Origin of the sequence: Alicyclobacillus acidocaldarius subsp. acidocaldarius DSM 446, from assembly GCF_000024285.1 — a bacterium.
Lineage (GTDB): Bacteria > Bacillota > Bacilli > Alicyclobacillales > Alicyclobacillaceae > Alicyclobacillus > Alicyclobacillus acidocaldarius.
The window spans coordinates 3,001,506-3,018,755 of sequence record NC_013205.1; the positions used below are offsets into that span (position 1 = coordinate 3,001,506).

Sequence of the window (17,250 nt, forward strand, 5' to 3'; positions counted from 1 at the left end):
GGCACATCGCTCACCTGTGCGGGCCATGGTTTGTCCAACCGAGCCCCGCGACGCACACGCGGCCATGGTTCGTGCAGTAGGCTACCGAGCCCCGCGACTCACACGTTGAAGCGGAAGTAGCACACGTCGCCGTCCTGAACGACGTAGTCCTTCCCTTCCAAGCGGATCTTCCCCTGTTCTCGAGCCGCCTGAAAGCTTCCGGCCGCGACGAGATCGTCGTAGGCGATCACTTCTGCCCGGATGAAGCCGCGCTCGAAGTCGGAGTGGATCACGCCGGCGGCTTGCGGCGCTTTCGTTCCTTTGCGTATGGTCCAGGCCCGGACCTCGGGTTCGCCCGCCGTGAAGAACGTGATGAGCCCGAGCAGTTGATACGCCTTGCGAATCAAGCGATGAAGGCCCGGCTCTTCGAGGCCGAGATCGCGCAGGAACGTATCGCGGTCCTCGCCCTCGAGCTCCGCCACCTCCGATTCGAGCTGTGCGCACACCACGACCACTTCCGAGCCCTCGGACTTGGCTCTCGCCTCGACCTGTTGAACGTAGGGATTCGAAGAGGGATCCAGGATGTCATCTTCCCCGACGTTGGCCGCGTACAGCACCGGCTTTGCGGTCAGCAGGTGAAGATCCCGGAGGATGCTCGCCTCTTCCTCGTTCAACTCGACCGATCTCGCCGGCCGCTCGGATTCCAGCGCAGCCTGAATTCGCTCGAGCGCCTCCACCTCGATTTTGAAGCGCTTGTCGCCGCTCTTCATGTTCTTGCGGGCGCGGTCCAAACGCTTCGCCACCGTTTCCAAGTCCGCGAGAATGAGCTCCACGTTGATGATGTCGATATCCCGAAGGGGATCCACCGTGCCGGCGACGTGCGTGATATCGCTGTTTTCAAAGCAGCGCACCACGTGCACAATGGCGTCCACTTCGCGGATGTGTGCGAGAAATCGGTTGCCGAGACCTTCGCCCTGGCTCGCGCCCTTTACGAGTCCCGCGATATCGACGAACTCAAAGGCCGTCGGAACAATCCGTTTCGGATGGACGATGTCCGCGAGCACCTGGAGCCGAGGATCTGGCACCTCGACCACGCCCACATTCGGGTCAATCGTGCAAAAGGGATAATTCGCCGCCTCCGCGCCGGCCTTGGTGATGGCGTTGAACAGTGTGGACTTGCCGACGTTCGGCAGGCCGACGATCCCAGCCTGAAGTGACATGTTGACACCTCGCCGCCTTGTTTGCAGGATTAAGTATAGAGATTCAGCCGAAGTTCGACAAAGCTGTCGGGGAGAATTCTTGTCCATGTTGTACGAATGCGCGCATAAAATGTGAATGCGCACCGTTCCGGGACATCTGTCCGGATAAACATTCTCCCCGTTGGAATACTCATCATCAGAGGAGGTGATAGCGATGCTGCGTCGGCTCTTGCGCCGCCTTCGCGTTCGCAAATTGTCGCCCAAGGCGCTGGCCTGCGAGCCAAAGCGCGCCTCCGTCTCGACTGCCCGCGCGTATCCCATGGCTTCATGATCGGGCGTGCCACCGGCCTCGTCATATGCACCCATGACACACCCGTTATTTCCATTCAGACTTGGCGCGCGAGAGCTTCCTTCCCGGACGCTCTCGCGTTTTCATCGAGAGCGAAAGCGACCTTCTCCACGTCGCACAGGCAGTCGTAGAGCGCCGCCTGGATGCCAAAGTCGGCCAGGCCGTCCGAGGTGAAGTCGTTCAGGGTTACGCCCTGCCCGTGCCACCCAATCTCCATCCGCACCACGCGAGGGTGCCCCTCGGCCTGAACCCGAGCCCGCGCGATCACGCTCGCCTTCTTGTTTCGAACCCTCACCCAGTCTCCGTCCTGGATGCCGCGCTCCGCTGCGACTCCCAAACCCAGTTCTGCAATAGGATGCGGTCCCTTCGCCTCCGGCAGCGTGTCGCGCTGCGACATCTGCCACTTCCGTGGGTGCACGGTCAGCAGGGTGTACGGCAGGTCTGCATCCTCCGGAAACCGACCCACTTCGATGCGCGCGACGGCCGAATGCCCATCTCGCACGGCGAGGGACGAGGCGAACTCGAACTTGCCGCTCGGGGTGAGGAATCGCCCGTCCTGCCATGACACACTCGGAACCTCGAGCCGGACAAATCCGCGTTCCCTCAGTTCCTCCAACTTGCCCTCCGGCCAGCGCCTGAGCGCCTGGCGGATCCAAGTGTCCACATCGCCCTCCATGATCTCCGGGCGCCCGAGAGCCGCTGCGAGATCGCGAAAGATCTGCCATTCCGGCCTGGCCTCGCCGCGGGGCGGCACAACCGGGCGAGCGTAGCTGACGTAATCGTGCCACATGGTGGTGTACACCACGTCCTCTTCCTCGAGCACGTTCGTGCACGGCAGCACGTAATCCGCACATTCCGCCGTGGCCGTCATGAACGTGTCGATCACGACCTTGCAGCGAATCCGGTCCATGGCCTCGCGGAGACGGCCGCTGTCGGGCACCTGCGCAACCGGGTTGCTGCGCGTGACAAACATCACCTGTATCGGCGGATCGGCCGCGAGCAAATCCGCGGCCAGCGTGGGGCGCAGCATCTCGCGCACATTCGCCCCGCGCCGATTCGTGATGGCCTCCTCATCGTAAAACCGGCCCAGTTGCCGCTGCGCGTAGTTCACGCCGCCCCCCGGAACGCCGACGTGGCCCGTGGCTGCGGCAAGCGCGTCGATGGCGCGGATGGTCTGTCCGCCCTGCGCGTATCGCTGCATGCCGATGCCGAGCAGCGTGCAGACGGGCCTCGTTTTCCCATACAGCTCCGCCAGAAACCGAATGTCTTCGACAGGCACGTCCGTCCATCGCGCCACTTCGTCGAGATCGTACCGGTCCAGATCCGAAGCCAGGTCCTCCCATCCAACGGCGCGATCGCGCAAGAACGCGTGATCAAGCCAGCCCTCGTCGCGGCAGATGCGAAGCGCCGCTAAGGCCAACAGGCCGTCCGTGCCCGGGCGAGGATAGATGGCCTTGTCAGCGCGCCGCGCCAAATCCTGCGGCAACGCGCTGATGACGACGAGCTTGGCGCCCCTTGTCTGTGCCTCGCGAATGAACGGGATCATGTGCACGTTCGTGTTGGCCACGTTGCGGCCCCACACCACAATGGCCTCCGCGTGCTGGGCCATGTCTTCGGGCGCATGGCTGTTGGCCTGCCCGAAATCGTAGGTCTGGGCCCGGATGCCCGCGTCCCAACACAGGCTGCCGATGGCTTCCGAGCAGCCTCCGAGCCCGTAGAAGAAGCGCTGGTTCAAGGACTTGAGCAAACCGCCAGATCCCCAGTCGTAGTAATGCAAAATCCCGTGATGCCCCACCTCTTCGAGCGTCCGCCGAACCTCTTGGGCAATTTCGCGCATCGCCTGCTCCCACGAGATGGGGATCCATTCATCCCCTTCCCGCTTCAGCGGTTGAAGCACGCGATCGCGGCTGTTCCGCCGAACCGCGAGCTGCCGCCCGCGGTTGCAGATGGTGCCGCGCGTGATGGGATGCTCGGGGTTTCCGCTCAAGCGAATCTCCCCGTCTTCCCCGACCTCGGCGACGAACGCGCAGGCATCGTAACAGTCAATCGGACACGCCGTCTTGACCTTCATCGACCGTTCCTCCCCTCTCCAAAACCGCACGAATCAGCCGTTCAAAGCGCGATCGCGGGATCAGGACACTGTGGCCGCAGCGCTGGCACTTGATGCGGATATCCATCCCCATGCGGATGATTTCCCAGCGGTTTTCGCCACACGCGTGCGGTTTTTTCATCCGGACGATGTCGCCAAGCCCAAACGAGACCGGCACGCGATCGCCTCCCCATCGTTACTCTACAGCAAGCTCGCCGCCCGTTGTTCCTTGCGCGTCCTCATTCTCGTGGAGCGCGCGGTCCAATTCCTCCTTGATGCGCTCGTGCGCCTCGCGCTCAATCTCGCCGTTTTTGGTGGGGGCACACACCGCGGTGGCCCGGATGACGAGATTCGTGTTGGAGACATCCTGCACGCCGAGGACCTGAACCGGCCCCGTCACCACGTCCGAGCGCTCCTCTTGGAGCCTGAGCAGCACGCGTTGCATGATGGATTTCACGAGATCCACGTCCACATCGTAGGGAACGGTGACGTCGATCACGGCCGTGGAATGCGTGCGCGAGTAGTTGGTCACGCTTGTGATCTGACCGTTGGGAATGACCTGAACCTCGCCTGTCCACGCCTGGATCCTGGTGAGACGGATGCCGATGGAAATCACCATGCCCTTGAACCCGTTGATCTGCACGATGTCTCCGACGCCATACTGGTCTTCGAACAGGATGAAAAGACCCGAAATCAGGTCTTTCACCAAGCTCTGCGCTCCAAATCCGACGGCTACGCCGACAATGCCCGCGCTCGCAAGGATGGCGGACACGTTGACGTGGAAGAGCGACAGAATTTCGACCACCAACACAAAGTATACCGTGTACCGGATGACGTTCGTGAACAGCGATTCAAGCGTCTTTCGTCGGCGCTCGTCCATCCTGGCGTGAAGAGACAACATGCGCCGCGTGATGCGAACACCGACGCGTATCAGGAATTGCGCCAGGGCGAAGAAGATGGCGATCCGGATGGCGTCCCAAATCACCACCTCGAGACTCGGGATGTCCGAAAGCGCCTTTTGTCGAATGTCCGCCCAAAGCGTCACCGCTCACCCTCCCGGCTCGTCTCATGATGTCCCATCATATCATAGTTCGAACCACGGGTAGGGCTTGAACGCCGCGAAGGATGAGGTCCAGGAGAGGGTTCGATTCGAGGGACTGGGGATGGCCAAACAGATTCAGAAGAACCGCGAGGGCGGGTGCAGCTTGGAGCATGGCCCAGACACCTGCGGACGCCCCGAACAATCCGCTCGCGAGTCGAGAGAACCAACCCGTCTCGAGCGGCTCGTCTTCGTCGAGCATCGCTTGTAAGAAACGATGGACACCCACAAACGAGCACCACACCGCGGCTCCCAGGAAGAGGGCCGTCATCCAGTCCAGCGCGTGAAGGGCCATCCATTGGGGCTGCGCGGACGGGATCGCGCGCTTGGAGAAGCCCGTCCCGAACACAGGGACATCCGCCCCCACGTGCTGCGCCATCCACGCCAGAACCGGCTGGGTGATGGAGAGATGCAGCACGAACCAAGGCGCGACCTGCGCGGCGGCGTACGTGCTGGCATAGAAACCTGCCGTGTACAGCAGAGCGACTTCTGCCGGTTGTGCCGCGATCCAAGCCGCGACCCAGAGAGCCCCCGCCAACAGGACAAGGTCGATCATACCATCCCCCCGCGCTTCTACTTCGCACCCTGTCAGGACAGGTATAGTCGATGATACGCAAACGTATACTGGGAATATTCCGTGCGAGGGGGAAATCGGGTGAATCGCTTGTCCACAGAGGCTTCGTTGCCGAGCGCTCAGCACTTAGGCGGCCGCGTCTCGATGGAAAGCCCGGATGCGGTGTCGGCCCTTGAACAGCAGCTCGATGCGGCGCTCGCGCAGTACGGTAGACTGCCGATGGTCATTGTTTGTGTGGGAACCGATCGTTCGACGGGAGACGCATTTGGCCCCATCGTGGGATCGCGCCTGACACGCAGCGTCAAGCTGGCTGGCGTGCACGTCCTGGGCACGCTGGATGAGCCCGTTCACGCCGTCAACCTGCAAGCGACGCTGCAGAGGATCGACGAGTGGTATCCGGTCAAGCCGTTCGTGATCGCCATTGACGCCTGTCTGGGAAAGTTTGATCACGTGGGTCAGATTGCGGTCGACGCAGGGCCGTTGCGCCCTGGCGCTGGCGTGAAGAAAGTCCTCCCGGAGTTTGGCGATCTGTGCATCACGGGCGTCGTGAACGTGTCGGGCTTCATGGAGTACTTCGTGCTGCAGAACACGCGGCTCGCCATTGTCATGCGAATGGCCGACATTGTCGCGGAAGCACTGACGGCAAGCCTCGTACGGTGGTACGATCGGCATCCGGCCATGAAATTGGGGATGTGACGGAAGCGTACGTCCTCACATCCCCATCATGGTGATTCGCTCAGGAGATCTGGGCTGTGGTTCGCCGTCGCGGTGCACCGCGGAGGGCTTCTTCGATGACCGCGCGCTCCTCTTCCGTCAACATATACGGAGAATCTCCCCCTTGCACTGGCTTTCCGTAGGTGACGGAATCCTCTCGCCCATAAATCGAGGTGATTACGACACCGTCGCCCTTCCCATCGATGAGCGCGACCGAGTAGCTGAGATCGCTGCCCACTTCGGCAAAAGCGTTGTAGCGCAGGATGGCGGGCGTGGAGACCTTGGACTGAAGCGCTTCTTCGACTATACGCAGGTGCTCCTCAGCTTCGCGCAGTTTCATTTCAAGTTTGCGAACCGCGTCTTTGGTCTCTTCGAAAACCCGCTCGAGGTCCGCTGCGCTCGTCACCTCTTTCAGCCGGTTGAACTTCCGCTTCAAGCGCGCGGAGCGCGATAGAGCGACGGACGCGATCACGAGACAGATGATCGCCAAGATGCCGCTGAACAGCGCGATGTCGAGCGCGTACGGCTGAAGAATAGAAAGCCCCATGGCCATTCGCTCCTTCTGCTACAACTGTCCGACACGATCCGCACGCAGTGACGGTCGGTAGTATGGCGAGTTCCCGAACCCTTATCACATGCCAATGGCTGGACGACGCTCACATGTGCGAGATGGCGTGAATCACCACCTTGACCATGGGCGCAATGACGATGGCGGGCAGCAGGTTTGGAACCGAGATTCTGCGCAGCCCCGCGAGCTGGATTCCGATGGCGACAATCAGAAGACCCCCTGCAGCGGTGATCGGTTCAATGACCAGTGGCGTGTCCAAGAAGCTTCCGAACAGATTCGAGATGAGTGCGATGAGACCTTGGTACACCAGAACCGGTATCGCGGCAAGCCCGACGCCTGGACCCAACGTGGAGGTCAGCACCACTGCGGAGAATCCATCAAGCACGGACTTTGCAAAGAGCGTCTTGTGATCGCCCTGCAACCCGTCCTGCACCGCGCCCACGATGGACATCGAGCCGACACAGAACAAAAGCGTTGCGGAAATAAAGCCCTGCGCGATCGGACCTCGGTACAGCCGGCGAAATCGCTCTTCCAACCGATGGGCCAGGCGCTCAAACCGCGCCTCGATTTTGAGAAGTTCGCCTGTCACCGCGCCCATCACGACGGAGAAGATGATCAGAACAATATCATTCATGTCGCTGAGCGCCATGCTGAGTCCAATGGCTATGACGCACAGCGCCACGCCGACCGTTACGGTCTCGCGCATGCGGTCCGGAATGCGCGGCAAAAAGTAGCCAATGGCTGTCCCCAACAAAATGGCGACGACGTCGACAATCGTACCGATAAGAAACATGGATTCACCTCGCGGCACAACATGGTGAGCCATTCCTCATGGAGCGTGCGCCAACATGAGGTCCATGATGCGCCGGAGATCGTCCTCCGAATAATAATCGATCTCGATCTTCCCCCGTTTTTTGCCCGGCTGAATGCGGACCGATGTGCCCAGATAGGCTTGAACCTGTTCCTGATAGCGCCGGTATTCGGTCGGAAGCGCAGGCTTGTCGGTTTCACGTGAAACCTTCTTGGGCTGGTAGATGACCATTTCCAGCTTTCGCACGCTCCATGCCTCTTTCACGGTCTGCTCGGCCAGTCGAAGCTGCTCCTCCGCATCCTCCACGGAGAGCAGCGCTCGCGCGTGGCCCATCGTCAATGTTCCACGTGAAACCATGTCCTGAATTTGAGCGGGAAGCTGCAGCAACCGCAACATGTTCGTGATGTGACTCCGACTCTGCCCCACCCGCTTCGCCAGCTCATCCTGCGTCAAGTGGCATTTCTCGATGAGCTTGGCGTACGCATCGGCGATCTCGATGGGATTCAGATCTTCGCGCTGTAAGTTCTCAATGAGGGCGATTTCCATCAGTAGGACATCACTCAGGTCGCGAACGACCGCGGGCACCACCTGCAGCCCTGCCATTTTCGCGGCGCGATATCGCCGCTCGCCAGCGACAATATCGAACCCTTTGACCTGGCTCCTGCGAACAATGAGCGGCTGAAGAATCCCATGTTCTCGAATGGAATTGCACAACTCCTGCAGTTTTTCTTCATTAAACGTTCGCCGCGGCTGGTACGGATTCGGCCGAAGATCCCGAATGTCAATCTGGACAATCTGATCCTCGTCCGACACGTTGAGCTGCGGGATCAAGGCATCCAAACCGCGCCCCAGACCACGTTTAGCCACGCGCGATCACTTCCTTCGCGAGTTCCATGTATGACTCGGCGCCGCGCGATTTCGGATCATAGTGAATGATGGGCCTGCCGTGGCTCGGCGCCTCGCTCAAGCGAACATTGCGCGGAATAATGGTCTTGTACACCTTGTCTCGAAAGAACTTTTTCACGTCCTCGATGACCTGCAAGCCCAGGTTGGTGCGCGCGTCCAACATGGTCAGCACCACTCCCTCCACCTCGAGCGACGTGTTCAGGTGCTTCTGTACGAGCCGCACGGTGTTCAACAACTGACTCAGGCCTTCGAGCGCGTAATACTCGCACTGGATGGGAATCATGACCGAATCGGCCGCCGTCAAGGCGTTCACGGTCAACAGGCCCAGGGAGGGCGGACAATCGATGACGATGTAGTCGTATCGACTCCGCATACCCTGAATGGCTCTTCGCAGCCTCACTTCTCGCGAGATGGTCGGAACCAACTCGATCTCGGCACCCGCCAATTGGATCGTGGCTGGAAGCACGTCCAAATTGTCGAGGCCTGACGGCATAATGGCATCCGCGATATTCACGTCGTTGATGATCACGTCGTACACGCAGTACTTCACGTCGGCCTTGTTGATCCCGACGCCTGACGTGGTGTTTCCCTGCGGATCGATATCGATCAGCAGGACGCGTTTGCCCAACGTCGCCAGACAAGCCCCGAGATTCACCGCGGTTGTCGTCTTCCCCACGCCACCTTTTTGATTGGCGATGGCGATCACGCGGGCGCTGGACACGACAAGTCCTCCTTCAAACTCGAACGAAATTCCCTAGATACTGTAGATCATGTCTCGACTCCTCTCATTCTACTGCAAAACCTCGGGGATTTCCGCTTCAACGTTGTGAGGATCCCTTCATCGCCGGAAAAAACGCGAAAGCGGCCGCTTGGCCGCTTCATCTCTCTGCGCAGCGCCTCCTACCCTACGCAGCCACGTTTCATCCGCGCATTCAGGAAGACCTCGCTTCTCGGTGCGCTTCCCCGGTACCTTTGTCTCCCGGCGCCTTCTTGGGCACGCGAATGGTGAACTGATAGTACTCCTCGTCGTCCACCTCTTCACACACCACCTGCAGACCCGTCTGTTCGATCATCTGCAAGGACTGACGAATGGTATTGACGGCCAGGCGCACGTCCTTGGACAAGCCCCGCTTCCTCGGCTTTCTCCGGCGCTCGGCCGTTGAGCCCAGCGACTCGAGCTTCGCCTTCACCTTCTCTTCCATCTGCTTGACATTCCAGCCCTTTTCGATGCACTCGTTCAAGAGTTCAACCTGGAGTTCCTCCGAGGGCAGAGCCAGAAGCGCACGAGCGTGACGCTCTGTGATCTGCCGCGTCAGCAGCGCGTCCTGCACAGCCTGTGGCAGGTGGAGCAACCTCAGCTTGTTCGCGATGGTCGATTGCCCCTTGCCCAGCCGCTGCGCCAAACTTTCCTGCGTCAACCCGTGTAACTCCATGAGCTGCTGATACGCAACGGCCTCCTCAATCGGCGTCAGTCCCTCTCGCTGGAGATTTTCGATCAGCGCTGCGGACGCCGTCTGCGCATCGTTCAGGTCCCGCACGATGGCCGGGATGGTCGGCCAACCCAGATGGCGCACTGCGCGCAGCCGCCGTTCACCAGCGATGAGTTCGTAGACATCGCCCTTTTTGCGCACCACCACGGGCTGAATAACCCCGTGTGTGTGAATGGTCTTCGCCAGTTCTTCAATCGATTCCTGATGAAAAATCGCTCGGGGCTGATATGGATTCGGGACAATGCGTTCCACCGGAATATCCACGACCTGCGTCTGCGTGTGCCCAGCGTCGCGGAAGCTGATGAATCGTCCCCACGTTTCCCTCATCTTAGACCCCTCTATTCATGAACACACGAGGATCGACACTCAATGTCGAATTCACCAAGGCGTGCCCGTATTCCTGCTCTTCGACAAAACTTCTCATGAATTTACAAAGATCGTATCTCGCGAACTTCTTTCGACATGTTCCGCGCCCTATAACGGCTGCCGGGAAGGAGTTCCGGGCTTTCTCGGGTACCGCTTCGGACACGGCTCCGCTTGCCGAAAGACGGCAATGACGCGATCGCCCTGGTCGTCCAGCAGCCGATAGGCGATCACGCCGTCCGGGCGCGAGCCGAGCACGCGCGCTGCGCGCGCGGCGTCTTCCTCCTCGTCCCCTAGGTACGACGGCCCCTTGTACAAAAACGCTCGGCCACCGGGCCTGAGCATCGGCGCCGCGTACTCCAACAGCACGTTCGATCGCGCCACGGCCCTCGCCACCGCGGCGTCAAAGGAACCGCGCGCGTCGGTCCTTCCCAACTCCTCCATGCGCGCGTGCACGGCGCTCACGTTCGTCAGGCCGAGATCGCCAATCACGTGTTCCACAAATTGCACGCGCTTTCGAGAGGCATCGCACAGCACAAACGACACGTTCCGCCACGCTATTGCCAGGGGAATACCCGGGATCCCCGCGCCGCTGCCGATGTCGATCACGCGGCCGCCTCGCTCGGCGATCTCGCGCCACGCGGGCACCTGCGCGATGGCCGCGCTGTCGAGAAAGTGCTTGATCCACATCTCGCGCACTTCGACAATGGCCGTGAGATTCAACCGCTCGTTCCACTCCCCGAGCAGTTCGCCGTACCGCCGCAGATGACGCTCGGTCTCATCGGTCACGGGAACTCCCCAGGCGCCCATTTGCTCCAGCACGTCACGCATGGGCAGCGCGCCTCTCCTGCGCATCGAGGTACACGAGCAAGATGGAGATGTCCGCCGGGGTCACGCCCGGGATCCGCGCTGCCTGCCCCACGGTGCGCGGTCGCACCCGAGACAGTTTTTCTCTTGCCTCCATCGCGAGGCCCTTGATTTGCATGTAATCCAGGTTTTCCGGAAGTTTGCGCCCTTCGAGCCGCTTCTGGCGCTCGATGAGTTCGTTCTGCTTCCGAATGTAGCCGGCGTACTTGATTTCGATCTCGACCTGCTCTCGCACCTCGGGGTCGATCTCGACGCCACCCGTCGGGTCAATTGTCCGAATCTGATCATAAGACAACTCGGGCCGCTTCAGCAGTTGCGCGAGGCTCATGCCGGACTCGATGGGCTGCGAGCCCCACTCGGCGAGGCGCCCGTTCACCTCCTGCGGCTTCACCTTCACCCGCGACAGGCGCGCCAGTTCCGCCTGAATGCCTTCCTTTTTGCGCATCACCCGGCTGTACGCCCGCTCCGACACCAGGCCGATGCGATAGCCGAGCTCGGTCAGGCGCAGATCGGCGTTGTCGTGGCGGAGAAGGAGCCTGTGCTCCGCACGAGAGGTGAGCAGCCGATACGGCTCGTTCGTCCCTTTCGTGACGAGATCGTCGATCATCACGCCGATGTACGCATCCGATCGCGACAAGACCACCGGTTCCTCGCCTTTCACCTTTCTCGCCGCGTTGATGCCGGCCATGATGCCCTGGCCCGCCGCCTCCTCGTATCCGGACGTTCCGTTCAACTGACCGGCGGTAAACAGCCCCTCCACGAGCTTCGTCTCGAGCGTGGGCCACAACTGCGTCGGGACGACCGCGTCATACTCGATGGCGTACCCGGGGCGCAGCATTTCCGCGCGCTCAAGGCCGGGGATGGAGTGGAGGATCTTCAGCTGTACGTCCTCCGGGAGGCTCGTCGACAGCCCCTGCACATACCATTCGCACGTGTGCGGGCCCTCCGGCTCGAGGAAGATCTGATGGGTGTCGCGATCGTGAAAACGCACGACCTTGTCCTCGATGGACGGGCAGTAGCGCGGTCCCGTCCCCTTGATTTCGCCGCTGTACAGCGGCGACCGGTGCAGATTCTCGAGGATGATGCGATGGGTCTCCTCCGTGGTACCCGTCAGCCAACATGGCACCTGATCCCGCACCGGTGTGTCGGGATCGAAGGAAAAGTGGCGCGGGACGGGATCGCCGGGCTGGGCGATGAGTTTGCTAAAATCGATCGAGTTCTTGTTGATGCGAGGCGGCGTGCCGGTCTTGAACCGCACCAGCCGAAAGCCGAGATCGACGAGACAATCCGACAGGCGGATGGCCGGCATCTGGCCGTTGGGCCCGCTTTCGTAGGACACTTCGCCGATGTAGATGCGACCGCGGAGATACGTCCCGGTGGTGAGCACCACGGCCTGCGCGTGAAACTCCTGCCCGCTCTTCGTGACCACGCCGTAGATCCGACCGTTCCGGACGAGCAGTTCCTCCACCAGACCCTGCTTCAGGTGAAGGTTTTCGGTCCGCTCGAGGGTCCACTTCATGTTGAGCGCGTAATACGCCTTGTCCGCCTGGGCCCGCAGCGCCTGCACCGCCGGCCCCTTTCCGGTGTTCAGCATCCGCATCTGAATGTACGTGGCGTCCGTGTTCTTTCCCATCTGCCCGCCGAGCGCATCCACTTCGCGCACGACGATGCCCTTCGCAGGTCCGCCAATCGACGGATTGCAGGGCATGTACGCAATCGTATCCAGGTTGATGGTCAAAAGCAGCGTCTTGCATCCCATGCGCGCCGCAGCGAGCGCCGCCTCACATCCCGCGTGGCCGCCCCCGATGACGATCACGTCGTACGATCCGGCGAAAAACCGCATCTCCACACACCTCCCGTCATTTGCCGAGGCAGAAGCGGGAGAAGATCTCGTTCAACAGATCCTCCCCGGCCTCTTCGCCAATCGTCTCCCCAAGTTTCTCGTACGCCGACTGAAGCGCCACGGCCACCAGATCCAAGGTCGCCCCGGCCTGCGCCGCATCCCGCGCCGTCCGCAGGTCCTCCTTCGCCTCTTCCAGGAGCCGCTTTTGGCGGTGATTCGCCATATAGCTCGCGTCGAGATCGATGGCGAGATCGCGTCGAATCTTGTTCACCATCGCGTCCCGAAGCGTATCGAGGCCCGTGCCTTCTCGAGCCGATACGCGCACCGCTCCCTCCGGCGCCAGCTCGTCGGCAAATCGCGCCGCATCGGGGTGTATGCCGCGATCGACCTTGTTCAGCACCACAATCCTCCGCGATCCGTCCGACTCGCGCGCAATGGCCTCGTCCTCCGGCGAAGGCGGTTCGCTTCCGTCCAACACCAGAAGCACGAGCTCCGCCTCCTGCATCGACTGGCGCGATCTCGCCACGCCGATTCGCTCGACCACGTCCTCCGTCTCGCGAATGCCCGCCGTGTCGATGAGCCGCAGCGGAATGCCCCGTAGGTTGATGTACTCCTCCAGCACATCCCGGGTCGTCCCAGGCAGATCCGTCACGATGGCGCGTTCGCGCTCCACCAGGGCGTTCAACAGCGACGACTTGCCCACGTTCGGACGGCCCACGATGGCCGTCGCCACGCCGTCCCGCAGCACGCGCCCAAGCTCCGCGGAACGGATCAACGCATCGATTTCGCCCATCATGCCCTCGCACACGCTCACGACGTGATCGCAGGCCACGTCCTCCACATCGTGCTCCGGGTAGTCGATGGTCACCTCGACGTGCGCCTCGAGTTCCAACAGCCGCCGCCGGAGCGCGCGAACCGCCTCGCCGAACCGCCCGCGCACCTGCCGCTCCGCCAGTTTTCCCGCGAACGCCGTCTTCGCGCGGATCAGGTCGATCACGGCCTCCGCCTGCGAAAGGTCGATCCGGCCGTTGAGAAACGCCCGCTTCGTAAACTCTCCCGGTTCGGCCATCCTCGCGCCCGCTTCGAGGCACGCCAACAGCACCTCCTCGACCGCATACGTGCCGCCGTGCACCTGCAATTCCAGCACGTCTTCACCCGTGTAGCTGTGCGGCCCCGGCATCCACAGCACGATGGCCTCGTCGATCACGTCTCCCGACTTCGGATCGATCACCTGCCCGTACCGCATGCCGCGCTCGCCCAGTTTGACGGGAAGGCCTCGCTTCGACCGCACCAGCCGTTCGCCGACATCTCGCGCGCCGCGCCCGCTCACTCGCACAATGCCGACGCTCGCCTCGCCCACGGCCGTGGCAATCGCAGCAATGGTGTCCTCCTGCTCCACGGTTCGGATCGCCATCCGCCACCCTCCTTCCTACACAAAAACCCCACTGCTTCGAGCGGGGTCATCGTTTCACGTGTTCTCCTCCACGCCTCATTCGATCCAATCGTGGCGCTTCGGAATGATCTTCACACGGCGATACGGCTCCTGGCCTTCGCTGACCGTCACGACGTCGCCTCTCGACTGCAGGTGGGCGTGCACCCACTTGCGATCCTTTCGCGGCATTGGATCGAGCGCCACCGGTCTCCCCAGCCGCACCGCCTTGTCCGCCGCCTCGTCCGCCAGCCGCCTGAGCGACTCCAACCGACGATCCCGATAGCCCGCCGCGTCGAGCGTGAATCGCATTTTCTCCGACGCATCCCGATTCGCCACGATGTTCACCAGATATTGCAGCGCGTCCAGCGTTGCACCGCGCCGGCCGATGAGGATGGGCAGGGCGTCCTCGTCCGCCGAGATCGACAGTTTCACATGACCTTCCTCGTCGACATCGTCCGCGACGATCACGGCCTGGCCAAGCCCCATTTTCGAGATGGCGGTCCGCAAAAACTCCTTCGCGGCGTCGAGGGGCGTCTCGATGACCGTCACCTCGACCTCCGCCTCCCGGCCGCTCAGCCATCCGAGAAATCCCCGAGCCGGTTCCCGGATGACACGCACCTGCGCCTGCGATCTCGGCACACCGAGCCTCACCAGCGCCGACATCACCGCTTCTTCGATGGTCTTGCCCGTCGCCACCACTTTTCGCATCTCGCCTAAGCCTCCGACCCTTCTCACTGTGGGCCTTATGAAACCGCGGCTCGCGCCTCTTGCGCCCCGCTACGGCTCCTGCGGGCGATCGTCTTCGGACGACGGACCTTCACGACCCGCCTTCGCGACATCGCTGGACCGATCCGCCTGCGTTCCGTCTCCGGCTTTTCTCGCCCCGTCAGACTTCTTGCCGGACTTCTGGCCAGGCGCGCGCGATTCGCGCTTCCCAGAAGACGACACCTTGTTGGCCGCCGCCTTGGACGAGTTCCTCGCCTTCGCTCCGCTCGCCGACGCCTGCTTCGCGGGAATCTGAGCAGCTGAACTCACGGCCGCCTTCCCACCACCCGCGAGCGCCATCTCACGCTGTTCGCGCGTGTTGGGCAGCGTGATGAACAGGTACACCTGAAGAGCCACGAGGAGGTTGGTGTAGATCCAGTACAGGACCAGTCCTCCGGGCAATCGGAAGGTGAAGAAGAAAATCATCACAGGATACACGAACAGCATCGACTTCTGCTGAACCGGCTGACTTTGCATGGACAGCCACGAAGATAGGAGCGTCGAAAGCGCCGCAAGCACAGGTAGAACGTAATGCGTGTCCCAATGCCCCAGCGGAAAGATGCCGAGGAACGTGCTCTGGCGCATGCCGATGTTTCCGACAATGGCGCCATAAAACGCCCACAGGAAAGGGAACTGAATCAGCATGGGGAAGCAGCCGGCGAGCGGGTTCATCCCCGCCTCCTGATACAGCTTCATCAGCTCTTCCTGCATCTTCTGGTTGTCGAACTTGTACTTGGTCCGGATCTTCTGGATCTCCGGCTGCAGCTTCACCATGGCGCGCTGAAAGCGGATTTGGCGAAGAAAGAGCGGCAGCACGACCAAGCGGACCAAAATCGCCATGAACAGGATGGAGATCCCGTAGTCGTTGCCAAAGAGATGGGCGAAATAATCCATCAAATCGGAGATGCCGTGAAGGATCGAGCCCCACGCGTTCTTCGGCCATTCGCCTGGCTTCGTGGGATACAAACCGCACCCTGTCAGCGCCACCACGGCCGCCAGACTGAGGGCGATGGTCCATCTCCTGCTGGCTTTCTGCTTTCCGTTCAAGCGCGCATCCCCCTACCTGACCTCCGGCACCTCATCCACACCGCCCGGATGCCATGGTCCACACTTGACCAATCGCCGGACGGCGAGCCAGCCGCCATACACCACCCCAAATCGCGCGATGGCCTGGACGGCGTACTCAGAACACGTCGGCGTGAACCGACACGTGGGCAGCTTGGCTGGCGAGATGTATCGCTGGTAAAATCGAATGCAACCTATGACAAGCCGCTTCACGGACGCTCATCTCCCGCTTCTTGCGGCAACAATTGCGCTTTCTTCAGAAGTCGCTCGACTTCTCGCTCGAGATCGTGAAAATCCGCGTCCGCCGCGTTTGCCCGGCAGACCACCACGATGTCCACGGGCCGGTGGCAAAGCTCGTCCAACTGACGCTGAAAAATCGCCCGAAGCAGGCGCTTCAAGCGGTTGCGGACGACCGCCTTACCGACTTTCCTGCTGATGGAAAATCCTACGCGAACCCGAGCTACCCGATTGTCGCAATAATACAACACGAGCCTTCCGCTCGCAAACGACTTGCCCTTGCGAAACACGCGCCGGAAATCCCGGCTGTCTTTGAGCCGATGCTGACTCTGCAACGTCCGCCCTCCAGTTCCTCGATGCCCCGGTATCAACCCACCCTTTCACAAAAAAAGGCCACTTCCGTGGCCCTTCTCACGCGGACAGCACCTTACGGCCCTTCGCGCGACGGCGCGCCAGCACGCGGCGACCGCCCTTCGTCGCCATGCGCTTCCGGAAACCGTGGTTCTTCTTCCGCTTGCGAACGTTCGGTTGATAGGTCGGTTTCATCGAGACACCTCCCCCGTGCGGACACACGTAGCTACGATACAGAAAGATCCTCAGCGTGTCAATGTTCGATTCTCCACTGTCCACATGTGGACAATTCGGCCGCGAGTTCCCTTCCTCTCCCCGTTTTCCACGTCCTCATCCACATGCTATCCACACGTCAACAGCCTGTGGATGGCTCGGCATGTGCATCGGTGGATCCTGTGGAAAGACGTTTTTCGACATTGCTCGACGCGCAGGATCCTGCTATGATCTGCGCTATCCGTTATCCACAATCGAGCCTGTGGAATCCTTTCATCCACAACCTTATCCACAACCTGTGGACAACGTTTCCCACAGCTTCTGCACATGTGGATT

Annotated in this window: 19 protein-coding genes; 1 reads left to right on the top strand and 18 read right to left on the bottom strand. The window is 61.3% G+C overall.

Annotated elements, in window-relative coordinates:
• Positions 1-98 precede the first annotated feature (98 nt).
• From ychF to AACI_RS14550, 5 genes are all read right to left on the bottom strand, one after another.
• Positions 99-1,199, bottom strand: a complete 1,101-nt coding sequence (gene ychF, locus AACI_RS14530; RefSeq protein WP_012812134.1) for a redox-regulated ATPase YchF — start codon at positions 1,197-1,199, stop codon at positions 99-101.
• A 365-nt stretch (positions 1,200-1,564) separates the two neighbouring features.
• Positions 1,565-3,598 (bottom strand): molybdopterin-containing oxidoreductase family protein, encoded by a 2,034-nt coding sequence (locus tag AACI_RS14535; protein ID WP_012812135.1) that lies wholly within the window; start codon positions 3,596-3,598, stop codon positions 1,565-1,567.
• A complete protein-coding gene (locus AACI_RS14540; protein ID WP_012812136.1) occupies positions 3,570-3,794 on the bottom strand; it encodes a DUF951 domain-containing protein in 225 nt (74 codons plus the stop codon). Before AACI_RS14540 ends, AACI_RS14535 begins: the two co-directional genes overlap by 29 nt.
• A gap of 18 nt (positions 3,795-3,812) precedes the next feature.
• The gene (locus AACI_RS14545; protein WP_012812137.1) at positions 3,813-4,661 is read right to left on the bottom strand and encodes a mechanosensitive ion channel family protein; all 849 of its coding nucleotides are present in this window, start codon (positions 4,659-4,661) and stop codon (positions 3,813-3,815) included.
• A 34-nt stretch (positions 4,662-4,695) separates the two neighbouring features.
• Positions 4,696-5,271: a hypothetical protein gene (locus AACI_RS14550; protein ID WP_012812138.1), complete on the bottom strand. Its 576-nt coding sequence runs from the start codon at positions 5,269-5,271 to the stop codon at positions 4,696-4,698.
• Positions 5,272-5,370: 99 nt separating this feature from the next.
• Between AACI_RS14550 and yyaC the strand changes: the two genes are divergently transcribed.
• On the top strand, positions 5,371-5,985 hold the full coding sequence (yyaC, locus tag AACI_RS14555; RefSeq protein WP_041707698.1) for a spore protease YyaC: 615 nt from the start codon (positions 5,371-5,373) through the stop codon (positions 5,983-5,985).
• A gap of 40 nt (positions 5,986-6,025) precedes the next feature.
• Here the strand turns inward: yyaC and AACI_RS14560 are convergent, their stop codons facing one another.
• The 13 genes from AACI_RS14560 to rpmH all read right to left on the bottom strand — a co-directional run bounded on the left by AACI_RS14560 (position 6,026) and on the right by rpmH (position 16,896).
• Positions 6,026-6,550 (bottom strand): DUF4446 family protein, encoded by a 525-nt coding sequence (locus AACI_RS14560; RefSeq protein ID WP_012812140.1) that lies wholly within the window; start codon positions 6,548-6,550, stop codon positions 6,026-6,028.
• Between the two features lie 109 nt (positions 6,551-6,659).
• Positions 6,660-7,364, bottom strand: coding sequence for a DUF554 domain-containing protein (locus AACI_RS14565; RefSeq protein WP_012812141.1), 705 nt, complete (start codon positions 7,362-7,364; stop codon positions 6,660-6,662).
• 36 nt (positions 7,365-7,400) lie between these two features.
• Positions 7,401-8,249, bottom strand: coding sequence for a ParB/RepB/Spo0J family partition protein (locus AACI_RS14570; RefSeq protein WP_012812142.1), 849 nt, complete (start codon positions 8,247-8,249; stop codon positions 7,401-7,403).
• Positions 8,242-9,009, bottom strand: coding sequence for a ParA family protein (locus AACI_RS14575; RefSeq protein WP_012812143.1), 768 nt, complete (start codon positions 9,007-9,009; stop codon positions 8,242-8,244). Before AACI_RS14575 ends, AACI_RS14570 begins: the two co-directional genes overlap by 8 nt.
• Before the next feature lie 211 nt (positions 9,010-9,220).
• Entirely contained in the window at positions 9,221-10,105 is an 885-nt protein-coding gene (gene noc, locus AACI_RS14580) for a nucleoid occlusion protein (RefSeq protein ID WP_012812144.1), read from the bottom strand.
• 147 nt (positions 10,106-10,252) lie between these two features.
• On the bottom strand, positions 10,253-10,972 hold the full coding sequence (gene rsmG / locus AACI_RS14585; RefSeq protein ID WP_012812145.1) for a 16S rRNA (guanine(527)-N(7))-methyltransferase RsmG: 720 nt from the start codon (positions 10,970-10,972) through the stop codon (positions 10,253-10,255).
• On the bottom strand, positions 10,965-12,851 hold the full coding sequence (gene mnmG, locus AACI_RS14590; RefSeq protein WP_012812146.1) for a tRNA uridine-5-carboxymethylaminomethyl(34) synthesis enzyme MnmG: 1,887 nt from the start codon (positions 12,849-12,851) through the stop codon (positions 10,965-10,967). Before mnmG ends, rsmG begins: the two co-directional genes overlap by 8 nt.
• 16 nt (positions 12,852-12,867) lie before the next feature.
• Positions 12,868-14,265, bottom strand: a complete 1,398-nt coding sequence (mnmE, locus tag AACI_RS14595) for a tRNA uridine-5-carboxymethylaminomethyl(34) synthesis GTPase MnmE (RefSeq protein WP_012812147.1) — start codon at positions 14,263-14,265, stop codon at positions 12,868-12,870.
• A 75-nt stretch (positions 14,266-14,340) separates the two neighbouring features.
• Complete coding sequence (jag, locus tag AACI_RS14600) at positions 14,341-14,991, bottom strand: RNA-binding cell elongation regulator Jag/EloR (protein ID WP_012812148.1); 651 nt, start codon at positions 14,989-14,991, stop codon at positions 14,341-14,343.
• Positions 14,992-15,060: 69 nt separating this feature from the next.
• Positions 15,061-16,095, bottom strand: a complete 1,035-nt coding sequence (locus tag AACI_RS14605) for a YidC/Oxa1 family membrane protein insertase (protein WP_012812149.1) — start codon at positions 16,093-16,095, stop codon at positions 15,061-15,063.
• A 12-nt stretch (positions 16,096-16,107) separates the two neighbouring features.
• Positions 16,108-16,326 (bottom strand): membrane protein insertion efficiency factor YidD, encoded by a 219-nt coding sequence (yidD, locus tag AACI_RS14610; RefSeq protein WP_012812150.1) that lies wholly within the window; start codon positions 16,324-16,326, stop codon positions 16,108-16,110.
• Positions 16,323-16,685, bottom strand: a complete 363-nt coding sequence (rnpA, locus tag AACI_RS14615) for a ribonuclease P protein component (protein ID WP_012812151.1) — start codon at positions 16,683-16,685, stop codon at positions 16,323-16,325. Before rnpA ends, yidD begins: the two co-directional genes overlap by 4 nt.
• 76 nt (positions 16,686-16,761) lie before the next feature.
• Complete coding sequence (gene rpmH / locus AACI_RS14620) at positions 16,762-16,896, bottom strand: 50S ribosomal protein L34 (RefSeq protein WP_012812152.1); 135 nt, start codon at positions 16,894-16,896, stop codon at positions 16,762-16,764.
• Positions 16,897-17,250: the final 354 nt, after the last annotated feature.